This window comes from Pseudomonas marginalis (genome assembly GCF_900105325.1).
Classification (GTDB): Bacteria; Pseudomonadota; Gammaproteobacteria; order Pseudomonadales; family Pseudomonadaceae; genus Aquipseudomonas; species Aquipseudomonas marginalis.
Window position 1 is genome coordinate 1398675 of the sequence record NZ_FNSU01000003.1, and the last position, 12989, is coordinate 1411663.

Below are 12989 nucleotides of genomic sequence, written 5' to 3' on the forward strand. Positions count from 1 at the left end.
TGCCTGAGGCTAAGGTATTAGCAAAGCGTTGTTACATAAACCCAAGAGGAGTCAGCCCCGATGCAGCTTGAGGGATCCTGCCACTGCGGCGCCGTGACGTTCAGCCTCACCAGCGCCCACCCGTACCCTTACCAGCGTTGCTATTGCTCGATCTGCCGCAAGACCCAGGGCGGCGGCGGTTATGCGATCAACCTGGCCGGGGATGCCAATAGCTTGCAAGTGCGCGGGCGCAAACAGATTTCGATCTACCACGCCCGGCTCAAACCCGAGGGCGCCAGCCGTGCCCATGCGAGTAGCGCCGAGCGGCATTTCTGTTCGCAGTGCGGCAGTGCGCTATGGCTGTTCAGCCCGGAGTGGCCGGAGCTGATCCACCCGTTTGCCTCGGCCATCGACACGCCGTTGCCAGTACCGCCGGCGCATACGCACCTGATGCTGGGCTCGAAGGCGCCGTGGGTCGAAGTCAGCGTGCGCAAAGGCGACCTGCAGTTTGATGAATACCCCGAAGAATCCATCGCGCAGTGGCATGAACGCCATGGGCTCAGCCGTTAACAGTCTTTGACAGTTTCCCGACAAAGCTCGCAAAGATTGTTGGACGGCCCTTCCCTAGCATTCGAGCATCCAAACAGCCATTCGGGTGCTCCTCATGTTTCGCAGATTGCGCGGTATTCCGCTGCTGGGTTGCCTGCTGGGCAGCCTCGGTTGCCATGGGCAACCGCCGGCACCGCCGCCCATTCAGAAGGGTGACTACGGCGCGATCATCCGCTACCTGCAAGCCCGCATTCCCCGGGCGATCGCCCAAGAGCATATCGCCGGCCTGTCGATTGCCCTGGTCAATGGCCAGGAGCTGATCTGGGCCCAGGGCTTCGGCCTGGCCGACAAGGCCCGGGGCGTGCCGGTCACGCCCAACACCGCGTTCCGTGCCGGTGGCATTTCCAAGCTGCTCACCGCCACGGCCGCGCTGCAATGTGTGGAACAACAGCGGCTGGCGCTGGATGCGCCGATCCAGCAGACCTTGCGCGAGTTTTACGTGCGCTCGCGCTTTCATGACGACCAGGCCGCTGCCGACCGCGCTGTGACCCTGCGGCGTTTACTCAGCCACCAGTCCGGCCTGCCCAGTGAACACCTGCGTGACCTGCACAGCACCTACGCCATGGGGCAGATGCCGATGCGCGTGTCGGGGGTTTGGCTGAGCAGCCCGCCAGGCTCGCAGGTGGCGTATTCCAACCTCGGTTATGCCCTGGTGGGCGCGGCCATCGAGCGCAGCAGCGGCAAAAGCTTTGAAGCCCAGTTGCAAAACAGCCTGCTCAGGCCGCTGGAAATGAACCAGTCGAGTTTTGTCGGCACCGCCAGCCAGCAGGCGTTCCGCGCCCTGGGCTACACGGACGGCGTTGCCAGTACCGATGCCCCGGTGCGCGACATCGCCGCCAGCGGCCTGTGGGCCAGCCCGAAAGACCTCGCGCATTACGTGCACATGCTCTTCGCCCAAGGCGTCTACAAAGGCAACCGCGTGCTGGGCAGCGCTTCGATCGACGCGATGTTCACCCAGCAGAACACCGGCAATGCGCTGGACTTCGATTGCCAGATGGGCCTGGGCTGGTTCCTCGCCCCATGCGGTGACGAACCCGTCGGCCCCGGTATACGCACCTACCAGCACAGCGGTGGCGGCGATGATTTTGCCGCGCAGTTGAGCCTGCTGCCCGACCAACAACTGGCCGTGATCATCATGGCCAATGACAGCAACGCCGAAGACCTGGTGGCCGGCCTGGCCACCGACACCCTGCGCCTGCTGCTCCAGGCGCAAACCGGCCACGCCGTCTGCGCCGACGACTGCCAGGCGCCCAGCCACGGCCTGAAACTGCGCCACGTGCCGGCCGCCATCGACCGCAGGCGCCTGGCCGGCTTCTACGCCACCGCCTGGGGCGTGTTCCGGATCAAGGATGACGATCAGCGGCTGTCGGGCGAGTTGGCCGGCTACACCTTCGAATTATTGCGCGACGACGATGGCTGGTTGCGCGCGCAGAAGAAAGTGCTCGGCTTCTGGCTCAAGGACCTCGGCGAACTGGGCCGCGTGCAACTGGACGTGATCAGCGTGCAAGGCCGCCAGATGCTCACCGCCCGCAGCCACGGCCAGCGCGTGGCTATCGGTGAGCGCATCGAACCGCCGCCCTTGCCCTCGGCCTGGGCCGACACCATCGGGACCTATCAAGTGCTCAACACCCATGAGCCGGACGCCCCCCTGAGCGGCATCAGCGTGCGCCTGGAAGACGGCTTCCTGGTGATCCGCGGCCAACTGCACGACGAACCGCTGACTGACTACATCCTGCTGCCCATCGACAACGCCCATGCCGTCCTCGCCGGCAACGGCTATGGCCTGGGCGATACGGTGAGCCGCCAGATCAACGGTCTCAGCGCTTCGGGCTACGCCTTCAAACGCACCCGATCCCCTTATAAACCCTTGGCCTTCTAACCCCCTTATGTGTTCAAAAACCCTGCATCTGTCGCTCTCTTCACAGTGCCTGCTGGATGTGCAATACCTGGCGGATGACGCAGGCAAGAGCCCGATTGTGGGGCGTCGTTAGCAGGCGTCGGTGATGGGGCTGGAATACACCTTTTGACAGGGTAAGCCAGTCAAAAAATGTGGGAGAGGGCTCGCCCCCCCCACATTTGATCTCCACAGCATTCAAAATGTATTACTCGGCATACGCCCACGTCATGCGAAACGACGCCCCGCCCCACTCCGAATCCATCACGTGCACGTGCCCGCCATGCCACTGCGACACCCGCTGCACCAGCGCCAGGCCGAGGCCGAAGCCGCCGGTCCGGCGGTCGCGACTGGCATCCAGGCGCATGAAGGGCTGGAAGATCCTGGCCCGGCCGTCCTCGGGCACGCCGGGGCCGTCGTCACACACACGCACTTCGTAGCCCTCGCCGAACTTCACCAGCGACACCTCGACCCGGCGCTCGGCATAACGGATGGCATTGCGCAGCAGGTTGATCACGGCGCGGGCCATGAAGCGCGGCTCGATCTGGATAAAGTCGACCTCGCAGGTACGCAACGTCAGCTGGATACCGGCCGCCTCCGCCTCCAGCGCGACGCTGCCGATCACGCTGTCGAGCCAGCTGTGGGCCTCGATGCGCTCGCGGGTGACCTGAGTGGCGCCGCGCTCCAGGCTGGCGTAGGTGAGCAGCTCGGACACCATCTCCTCCAGCTCGCCGAGGTCAGCGTACATATCGGCGATCAATTCGCCCCGCTGGCGCGGGTCGGCCTGTTGCTTGAGTTGGTCGAGTTCGAACGATAACCGTGCAATCGGTGTACGCAGTTCGTGGGACACCGCATTGGTGAGTTCGCGCTGGTTGGCGATCAGGCTTTCGATGCGTTCGGCCATCTGGTTGAAGTGCCCGGCCAGCGCACGCACGGTGGAGCTGCGCGGCAGCAGGATGCGCGAGCCGAGGTCGTTGTCGCCGAAGCGCTGCGCGGCCAGGCGGATATGTTCCAGGTCGCGCCAGTGCGGGCGCACCCAGAAATACAGGACGATGGCCAGGCACAGCCCGAGAAAACCGTAGGCCCACAGGTATAACCACTTGGGCTCTTCCGGCAGTTTGATTTCCAGCAGTTGCGGGCCACCGTCGATGGCCGTGAGAAACTCCATAAAGTCGCCGCGCACCACCAGCAAGCCCTGTTCCAGAAGCTTTTGTTCGCGCTCGGTGAGGGCCTGGGCATCCTTCTGCACCAGCTTCAGGCGCAGGCCGTAGTGGGACTGCAACTCGGCCAGCCGTGCGGCGCGCTGCTCCACGGGCAACGGCCGCAATTGCTCCACCAAGCCGTATGCCGGGCCACGCATGGCTTCGCGGTTATAGGTCTCGTTGGCTTCGGGGAGCAGTTCGTCGAAGGTGTAGTTGACCAGCCAGATCGCCCCCGCCAGGCCGATCGCCAGAATCACATACAGGCGCAGAAACAGGCGCAGCATCTAGACCTCCCACGCAAACGGATTGAACAGATAGCCCTTGCCCCAGATGGTCTTGATGCACACCGGCTCACGGGGGTTGTCGTTGAGCTTGCCGCGCAGCTTGCTGATGTACACGTCGACGCTGCGGTTAAGGCCGTCGAAGGCGATGCCGCGCATGCGATTGAGGATGTCGTCGCGGGAAAGAATCTTGCCCGCGCTGCTGGCCAGCAACCACAGCAGCTCGAACTCCATGGTGGTGAGGTCGATCTGCTCGTCCCCCAGGCTGACCACCCGGCAACTGCGGTCAATCGCCAAGCGGCCGAACGCGAGGGCGCCGCGCACCGTCGGCTCGGGCGCCTGGCGACGTTGCAGGGCGCGCAGGCGTGCGAGCAGTACCGGCGGCTTGATCGGCTTGATCACATAGTCGTCGGCACCCGACTCCAGGCCGAGGATATGGTCCAGGTCGTCTTCCTTGGCAGTGAGGATCACAATGGGGGTGTCGGACACCGTGCGGATCTCGCGGCACACATGCAGGCCACTCTGGCCCGGCAGCATCAGGTCGAGCACGACGATCTTGGGTTTGAAGTCGAGGAACGCCGCCAGGGCTTCATCGCCGCGGTGCACCACGCGGACCTCAAAGCCATGCTGTGACAGAAAATGCGCGATCAGCCCTGCCAGCTTCTCGTCGTCCTCAACGAGCAGGACCTTGCCCAGACCCAGGTTTTCCATAAGTTCTCAGTGTGCAAAGACGGATTGAAGAGCGGGCATTATAGGTGGCAAGCTGGTCAACTAAAGCAACTGGCCAGTTGGTGCCGACGAAGCTTCATGCTTTTAAGAGTTTTTAACAAATAGCCTGCATTTTTTAACGCCATCCACAGGGAGTTGTATGCGCAAGGATTACCTGGCGTTCTTCGTTTCGCTGTTCCTGTCGCGGCTGGCGGACCAGATCCTGTTGTTTATCGTGCCACTGATCGTGTTCCAGACCACCCACAGCGTGTCCTGGGCCGGGCTGGCCTTCTTTGTCGAATCACTGCCGCGCTATCTCGCGTTTCCGGTGTGCGGGGCGTTGTGCGACAAGTATTCGCCGGTGCGCATCCTGCATATCAGCCAGGTTTACCGGGCACTGGCCTGCGTGGTGGCGGTGGCATTGTATGGGGTGTTCAACGGCATCTACTGGCTGGTGCTGCTGTCGGCGTTATGCGGGGTGCTGACGACCCAGGGCATCATGGCCCGCGAAGTGTTGATGCCGCATGTCTTCTCGCAGTACAGCTATGCCAAGACCCTCTCCTACTCGCAGATCGCCGACCAGAGCGGCCTGGTGCTGGGGCCGCTGGTGGCCGCGCTGATGCTGGAGGTGTGGGCCTGGCATTGGGTGGTGTTGGGGATTGCCGGGCTGTTTGTGCTGGCGGACCTGGCGATGCTGGCCTGGCAGCGCAAAACCACGGCAAGCCTGGAAACCCATCGGCAGCACCGGGATATCTGGCTGCAACCGCTGCGCATCGCGTTCGGGCATATCCGCAACCTGGCGGACCTGAAGCGGATCATTACCCTGGCGGTCGGTGTGAACCTGATCATCGGCGTCACGCTGGCCACCTCCGCGGCCATGGTCACCGGCCTCTACGCTGCCGACAAGGACACCTATGCCCTGCTGCAGGCGGCCGGCGCGGGGGTGACCATCGCGATTCTGTTTTGCCTGGCGCGCGCCACGTTGCCCTTGAAAGTGCTGGGCGGGCTGTCTTACTCGATGATCGGCGCCGGGGCGTTGGTGATGGCGGTCAGTCCCAGCCTGTGGGCGTACACCCTGGGATTCCTGCTGGTCACCGGCTTCGACAAGATGTTCAACGTTTACCTGCGCAGTACTCGTCAGCGGGTCATTCCAGTGCAGGACTTCGGCAAGACCGTGGGCGTGATCACCTTGCTCAACAACCTGGCCCAGCCGCTGGCGGGCCTGGTGATTGCAGTGCTGGCGGCGCCCTTGGGCACGCAGACGGTGATCCTGCTACTGACCGGGATCAGCGCCTTGATCGGCGTGGCCGTGGCCTCAGGCTGGCACGCCACTGTGAAAGCGGAACTCGATGTCGGGTGATTCGATCAGTTCCTGCTCGGCCGCCCTCACCCGCTCGATCACCTGGGCGATGTCCTTGGCGTCGCCGTACTGGTAGGCCAGCTTCAGGTAACCCTGGAAGTGCCGCGCCTCGCTTTTCAGCAGGCCGAAGTAGAACTTGCCGAGTTCTTCGTCCAAATGCGGCACCAGGGCTTCGAAACGCTCGCAACTGCGCGCTTCGATAAAGGCGCCGACCACCAGGGTATCCACCAGCTTGACCGGTTCGTGGCTGCGCACCACCTTGCGCAAACCGGAGGCATAGCGCCCGGCGTGCAGTTGGCGCAACTCGACCTTGCGCTTCTTGATCAGGCGCATGACCTGCTCATGGTGCACCAGTTCTTCCCGGGCCAGCCGCGACATCATATTAATCAGGTCAACATGGGCGTGGTACTTGGCGATCAGGCTCAGGGCGGTGCTGGCCGCTTTGAATTCGCAGTTCTTGTGGTCGATCAACAGGGTGTCCTGATCGGCCAATGCGGCCTGCACCCAGGCATCGGGGGTTCGGCAACCGAGGAATTCGTGGATTTCGGGCAGGTTCATCGGGCTCACGGACAAAGGATCACAAAAAGGCCGCCGATTATACCCACCGCGCCGCAGACCACCAGCCACCGGCCTTGATGTGCATCAACATGACGTCTGGCGGGCAGCAACTATAGTTGTTCCACGCCCACCCTTTTGGAGATCCGATCATGCAAGCCATTCGCAGCATCCTGGTGGTCATCGAGCCCGCGCATTCGGAAAGCCTGGCCCTCAAGCGCGCCAAGCTGATCGCCGGGGTTACCGGCGCGCACCTGCACTTGCTGGTCTGCGACAAGAAACACGAGCATTCGGCGCTGTTGAGCCTGCTCAAGGCCGGCTTGCAGGAGGACGGTTACAGCGTGACCACCGAGCAGGCGTGGAATGAAAGCCTGCATGACACCATTATCGATGTGCAGCAGGCCGAAGGCTGTGGGCTGGTGATCAAGCAGCACTTTCCCGACAGCCCGCTTAAAAAGGCCCTGCTGACGCCGGCGGACTGGAAGCTGTTGCGCTTGTGCCCGACGCCGGTGTTGCTGGTCAAGACGTCCACACCGTGGGCGGGCGGGGTAATTCTGGCGGCGATCGATGTGGGCAACAACGACGGGGAACACCGCGAGCTGCATCACGCGATCATCGACCATGGCTTCGACATCGCCAGCCTGGCCAAGGCGCAGTTGCATGTGATCAGCGCCCATCCGTCGCCGATGTTGTCGGCGGCGGACCCGACGTTCCAGCTCAAGGAAACCATCGAGGCGCGTTATCGGGAGCAGTGCAAGGCGTTCCAGGCGGAATTCGATGTGGATGACGCGCACCTGCATGTCGAGGAGGGCCCGGCGGATGTATTGATCCCCCACTTGGCCCACACATTGAAAGCGGCCGTGACCATCATAGGCACCGTGGGGCGCACCGGCATTTCCGGGGCGTTGATCGGTAATACGGCGGAGGTGATCCTGGATGCGGTGGACAGTGATGTACTGGTGCTCAAGCCGCAGACGTTGATGGATCACCTGGAGGAACTGGCGACCAAGGCCTGACGCCGATCCCCCTCCCACAGTTGGATGTGTGTTGTCAGTCAGCGAGCGCGTCTCTCAGGAACCCCGGGGCGATATAGCGCTGGTAATGGGCCTCGGACAGAATGAAGAACTCACGGTCGATGGCATCGCGCAGTTCCGGCAAGGCCCAGTCGCGAAACTCCGGCAACAGCACCATGCCGTACGCCTCCAGGTTATTGATCACCCGCGCGCCGCGGGCAATCAGCTGGTACGCCCAGCAGTACTCGGACTGGTGCGGCACGAAACGGATCTTGCGTTGCTCCAGTTGGCCGCGCAGGGTCTTGGGGTCGAAAATCTCGAGTTTGCCGGCCATCACCTGCACCAACAGTTGCTCCAGCCGCAGCCAGACCGCGCGTTTTTCTTCCTCGTTATAGCCATTCCACTGGATCACCTCGTGGTGGAAACGCTTGCAGCCACGGCACACGAGATCGCCGTAGACCGTGGAGCACAGGCCGACGCAGGGGGTCTTGATGGTTTGGTTGGACATGGGCAACAACACGCAAATCAGCGAAACAGTGCGCCATGTTAGCCCTTTGTCTAAGGTTGATCACCCAGCAAACTTGGTGATGCAACTTACCTTTAGAAATTTTTTGCCGTAGAATCATCCGGCCTTGTAAGGCGCCAATAATCCGCTGGAAGCTGTTTTCAAAGCGTCACGAGCACAGTCGTTCCTTCAGAACGGTGTTGGCGATGGTCATTACCCGGCAGGTAATGATCAGCGCCAACCCTCATCAGCTCCGTTCTGCAGGCGTAAAACTTTGAAAGCAGCTTCTGTAAGGAATGCCGGCAGCGCTGGCTTTGCGGCCCAAAAAGCCCCCGAGCGCATGCGTGCCGTTCATTTCTGGATGAGCGTCCCGTGGGACCACTGATGAGGGTAATAACTGTGCTTGAAGCCTACCGCAAACATATCGAAGAGCGTGCAGCACTGGGTATCGTTCCCCAGCCGCTTAATGCCGAACAAACCGCAGGCCTGGTTGAGCTGCTGAAGAATCCCCCGGCTGGCGAAGAAGAATTCCTCGTTGACCTGATCACCAACCGTATTCCACCGGGCGTTGACGAAGCTGCCTACGTCAAGGCCGGCTTCCTGTCTGCCCTGGCCAAGGGCGAAGCCACTTCCCCCCTGATCGACAAGAAACGCGCGGTTGAACTGCTCGGCACCATGCAGGGCGGCTACAACATCGTGACGTTGGTCGAGCTGCTGGACGACGCCGAGCTGGCGCCTGTCGCGGCTGCCCAACTCAAGCACACCCTGCTGATGTTCGATGCGTTCCACGACGTCGCCGAAAAAGCCCGCAACGGCAACGAGCACGCCAAAGGCGTGATCCAGTCCTGGGCTGACGGCGAGTGGTTCCGTAACCGCCCGACCCTGGCCGACAAGATCAGCCTGCGCGTGTTCAAGGTCACCGGCGAAACCAACACCGACGACCTGTCCCCTGCCCCGGACGCCTGGTCCCGCCCTGACATCCCGCTGCACGCCCTGGCCATGTTGAAAATGGCACGTGAAGGCATCGTGCCGGACGAGCAAGGCAAGACCGGCCCGATGAAGCAGATCGAAGAAATGCGCGGCCAAGGCTTCCCGATCGCCTACGTCGGTGACGTGGTCGGTACCGGCTCTTCGCGTAAATCCGCGACCAACTCGGTGCTGTGGTTCTTCGGCGACGACGTTCCCTACGTGCCGAACAAGCGCGCCGGCGGCTTCTGCTTCGGCAGCAAGATCGCTCCCATCTTCTACAACACCATGGAAGATGCCGGCGCACTGCCGATCGAATTCGACGTGACCAACATGAACATGGGCGACGTGATCGACCTGTACCCTCATGCTGGCAAAGTCTGCAAGCATGGCACCGACGAAGTCCTGACCACCTTCGAAATGAAGACCCCGGTCCTGCTCGACGAAGTTCGCGCCGGCGGCCGTATCCCGCTGATCATCGGCCGTGGCCTGACCGACAAGGCGCGCGCCGAGCTGGGCCTGGGCCCTACCGACCTGTTCAAGCTGCCTGAAGCACCGGTCGACACGGGCAAGGGTTTCACCCTGGCCCAGAAAATGGTCGGCAAGGCCTGCGGCCTGCCGGAAGGCAAAGGCGTTCGTCCAGGTACCTACTGCGAACCGAAGATGACCACCGTGGGTTCCCAGGACACCACCGGTCCGATGACCCGTGACGAACTGAAAGACCTGGCGTGCCTGGGCTTCTCGACCGACCTGGTGATGCAGTCCTTCTGCCACACCGCGGCGTATCCAAAGCCGATCGACGTGACCACCCACCACACCCTGCCTGACTTCATCATGACCCGTGGCGGTGTATCGCTGCGTCCAGGCGACGGCATCATCCACAGCTGGCTGAACCGCATGCTGCTGCCGGATACCGTCGGCACAGGTGGTGACTCCCACACCCGTTTCCCGATGGGCATCTCGTTCCCGGCCGGTTCGGGTCTGGTCGCGTTCGCCGCAGCCACCGGCGTCATGCCGCTGGACATGCCGGAATCGATCCTGGTGCGCTTCAAAGGCAAGATGAAACCTGGCATCACCCTGCGTGACCTGGTTCATGCCATTCCTTACTACGCGATCCAGGCTGGCCTGCTGACCGTAGAGAAGAAAGGCAAGAAAAACGCCTTCTCCGGCCGCATCCTGGAAATCGAAGGCCTGAACGACCTGACGCTGGAGCAGGCTTTCGAGCTCTCCGACGCATCGGCCGAACGTTCGGCTGCCGGTTGCACCATCAAGCTGTCGAAAGAATCCGTCACCGAGTACCTGAACTCCAACATCACCCTGCTGCGCTGGATGATCGGCGAAGGCTACGGCGATGCCCGCACCCTGGAACGTCGCGCCCAAGCGATGGAAGCCTGGGTCGCCAACCCGGAACTGATGGAAGCCGATGCCGACGCGGAATACGCCGAAGTCATCGAGATCGACCTGGCCGAAATCAACGAGCCGATCCTCTGCGCGCCGAACGACCCGGACGATGCCCGTCTGCTGTCCAGCGTTGCCGGCGAGAAGATCGACGAAGTGTTCATCGGTTCGTGCATGACCAACATCGGTCACTTCCGCGCTGCCGGTAAGCTGCTGGAGCAGGTCAAGGGTCAGTTGCCAACTCGCCTGTGGCTGTCGCCGCCGACCAAGATGGACGCTCACCAGTTGACCGAAGAAGGCTACTACGGCATCTACGGCAAGGCTGGCGCGCGCATGGAAATGCCGGGCTGCTCGCTGTGCATGGGTAACCAGGCACGTGTAGAGCCGAACTCGACCGTGGTATCGACGTCGACCCGTAACTTCCCGAACCGCCTGGGTGACGGCGCGAACGTCTACCTGGCTTCGGCTGAGCTGGCGGCAGTCGCCTCCACCCTGGGTCGCCTGCCGACCGTCGAAGAGTACATGGGCTACGCAGCGAAACTGGACACCATGGCCAGTGACGTCTACCGCTACCTGAACTTCGACCAGATCGCCGAGTTCCGCAAAATCGCAGCAAGCGCCAACATCCCGGTGATCCAGGCTTAACGGTGTGTTGATGTGAAAGACGCCGCGTATCGCAAGGTACGCGGCGTTTTTTATGCCTGGAATACAAACACATTCAGTTGATGCATCTGTCACTGACCCACCGCCATCGCATAAGCCCCCTTCCTCACGCTTTTCCTACCTCAAGCGCCAGCTGCACCGCGCCATCGACGCTCAGGCCACTGAGCAATACATGGGGCGCCAATGCCTCAGGCAACCCCTGCAACACCTCACGAGCCTCATGCCGGACGCGGGCCAGCACCAAGCGCTTGCCCTCCCCACGTACCTGGGCAAAAAACGCCGCCAGCGCTTCGATACTGGTGCCGTCGAGGTCCGGCGATTCTTCCAGGCTCAACACCACCACCTCTACCTGTGACTGCCGCATCAGGCGCAAGGCCGCGCCCAGGATGCGTTCGGCATTGGCAAAAAACAGCGCCTCGCTGGGCCGGACGATCAAGACCCCCGGCACGGCCAGGGCATCGGCATGGTGCTGGCGATCGACAAAGTCATGACTGTCACCCAAGCGCCCCAGCACCTGGATGTCGGCTGAGGACATCTGGCGCAGCATCAACATCACGCTGATCGCGACCGACACCAGCAAACCATCCAGCACACCGAGCACCAGCACTGCCGTTACCGCACAGATCACCAGCACGCGATCGCGCCGCCACAGGAAATAACGCCCCAGCGGCTGCACGCTCAAGCCTCGTCCCAGGGCATAGATGACGACGGCGGCCAGCACCGGCTCCGGCGTGAGCGCGACATAGGGCAGCACCGTCAGCACAATCAGCAAGATCACCAGCGCCGCGACAATCCCCGCCAGGCGCGAATAGGCGCCGGCCGCCTCGTTGGCCGACGTCGCCGAATACCCGGCACCGGCCGGCATGCCGTGGAACAACCCGGAGACCAGGTTGGCCGCGCCCAGCGCCAGCAGGTCACGGTTGGATGACACCCGGTCACCATGCTTGAGCGCGAACGAACTGATAGAGCCGTAGGACTCCGCGTACAGGATCATCACCAGCGCAAACGCCAATTCCCCCAGGCGCAGCCAGTCGGCAAACGGCAGCACCGGCAAATGCCCCAGCTCCAGGCGCAGGTCGATCATGCCGATCTGCGCCACCCCATAGGCCTGCAGGTCCAGGTACTGCCCGGCAGCGATGCCGAGCACCACGACCACCAGGCCACCGGGCAGGCGCGGGAGGCGTGCGCACAGCCACAGCACCAGCAACGCCAGCGTCGCCACCAGTGCCGCAGGCCAGTTCCAGCGCGGCAGCTGCTCCAGCAACTGCGGCAGAAAACGGATCAGGTTGTTATCGGTGAGGTGCACACCCACCACACCGGCCAATTGCTTGAGGATGATGGTCAGCGCCAGGCCGAAGGCGAAGCCACGCAATACCGGTTTGGCGATAAACGAGGTGACGCCGCCGAGCTTGAACAGTCCGGCCAACAGGAAAAACACCCCGGTGAGCAACACCAGCCCGAAGGCCAGGGACAGCCTCAATGCCGGGTCGTCACCCGCCAGGCTCGCCGTGGCCGCCGCCAACACGGCTGCCGACGACGAGGTGGCCGAGACAATCGCAAAGCGGCTGCTGCCGAACAGGCCATAGCACACCAGCCCGGCAAACAAGGCGATCACCCCGGCCTGGGGCGGCAGCGCGGCAATACTGGAATAGGCCACGGCCTCCGGCAGCAGCAAACCGGCAATGGATAAGCCGGCCAGCAGGTCTTGGGTGCGGTTAGAGGTTACGGCAACGGGTGCATCGGTTTCAGTCTTCAATCGGCCCAACCCATCCTGGCAAAAAGCGTGGGTAAGCTTAGCCCTCATTGGTCGGCGACGGTTGCGCCGCGTCAGCTTTTGCGCAGGCAAAAAAAAAGCC

10 protein-coding genes are annotated in these 12989 nt (G+C 62.5%); 5 read left to right on the forward strand and 5 right to left on the reverse strand.

All coding sequences use genetic code 11. From position 1 onward, the window contains the following. Positions 1 to 60: 60 nt before the first annotated feature. Together BLW22_RS15475 and BLW22_RS15480 are read left to right on the forward strand one after the other, a co-directional pair. On the forward strand, positions 61 to 549 hold the full coding sequence (locus BLW22_RS15475) for a GFA family protein (protein WP_065928012.1): 489 nt from the start codon (positions 61 to 63) through the stop codon (positions 547 to 549). Positions 550 to 643: 94 nt separating this feature from the next. Next, on the forward strand, positions 644 to 2467 hold the full coding sequence (locus BLW22_RS15480) for a serine hydrolase domain-containing protein (RefSeq protein WP_074846970.1): 1824 nt from the start codon (positions 644 to 646) through the stop codon (positions 2465 to 2467). 223 nt (positions 2468 to 2690) lie between these two features. Here the strand turns inward: BLW22_RS15480 and BLW22_RS15485 are convergent, their stop codons facing one another. Together BLW22_RS15485 and BLW22_RS15490 are read right to left on the reverse strand one after the other, a co-directional pair. Next, positions 2691 to 3968 (reverse strand): ATP-binding protein, encoded by a 1278-nt coding sequence (locus tag BLW22_RS15485; protein ID WP_065948241.1) that lies wholly within the window; start codon positions 3966 to 3968, stop codon positions 2691 to 2693. Next, positions 3969 to 4676 (reverse strand): response regulator, encoded by a 708-nt coding sequence (locus BLW22_RS15490; RefSeq protein WP_065928008.1) that lies wholly within the window; start codon positions 4674 to 4676, stop codon positions 3969 to 3971. It lies immediately after the preceding gene. A gap of 157 nt (positions 4677 to 4833) precedes the next feature. Between BLW22_RS15490 and BLW22_RS15495 the strand changes: the two genes are divergently transcribed. Continuing rightward, a complete protein-coding gene (locus tag BLW22_RS15495; RefSeq protein WP_074846971.1) occupies positions 4834 to 6033 on the forward strand; it encodes an MFS transporter in 1200 nt (399 codons plus the stop codon). Here the strand turns inward: BLW22_RS15495 and BLW22_RS15500 are convergent. Then, the gene (locus tag BLW22_RS15500) at positions 5989 to 6591 is read right to left on the reverse strand and encodes a MiaE family protein (protein ID WP_027608547.1); all 603 of its coding nucleotides are present in this window, start codon (positions 6589 to 6591) and stop codon (positions 5989 to 5991) included. The genes BLW22_RS15495 and BLW22_RS15500 overlap by 45 nt on opposite strands. Positions 6592 to 6740: 149 nt before the next feature. Between BLW22_RS15500 and BLW22_RS15505 the strand changes: the two genes are divergently transcribed. Further along, complete coding sequence (locus BLW22_RS15505) at positions 6741 to 7604, forward strand: universal stress protein (protein ID WP_027608548.1); 864 nt, start codon at positions 6741 to 6743, stop codon at positions 7602 to 7604. A gap of 34 nt (positions 7605 to 7638) precedes the next feature. Here BLW22_RS15505 and BLW22_RS15510 read toward each other — a convergent pair whose 3' ends face one another. Next, positions 7639 to 8109, reverse strand: a complete 471-nt coding sequence (locus BLW22_RS15510) for a DUF1289 domain-containing protein (protein WP_065928006.1) — start codon at positions 8107 to 8109, stop codon at positions 7639 to 7641. Positions 8110 to 8505: 396 nt separating this feature from the next. On the opposite strand from BLW22_RS15510, the gene acnB reads away from it, so the two are divergent. Then, positions 8506 to 11115, forward strand: a complete 2610-nt coding sequence (gene acnB, locus BLW22_RS15515; RefSeq protein ID WP_065928005.1) for a bifunctional aconitate hydratase 2/2-methylisocitrate dehydratase — start codon at positions 8506 to 8508, stop codon at positions 11113 to 11115. A gap of 124 nt (positions 11116 to 11239) precedes the next feature. Here acnB and BLW22_RS15520 read toward each other — a convergent pair whose 3' ends face one another. Then, entirely contained in the window at positions 11240 to 12889 is a 1650-nt protein-coding gene (locus tag BLW22_RS15520; RefSeq protein WP_074846972.1) for a SulP family inorganic anion transporter, read from the reverse strand. Positions 12890 to 12989: the final 100 nt, after the last annotated feature.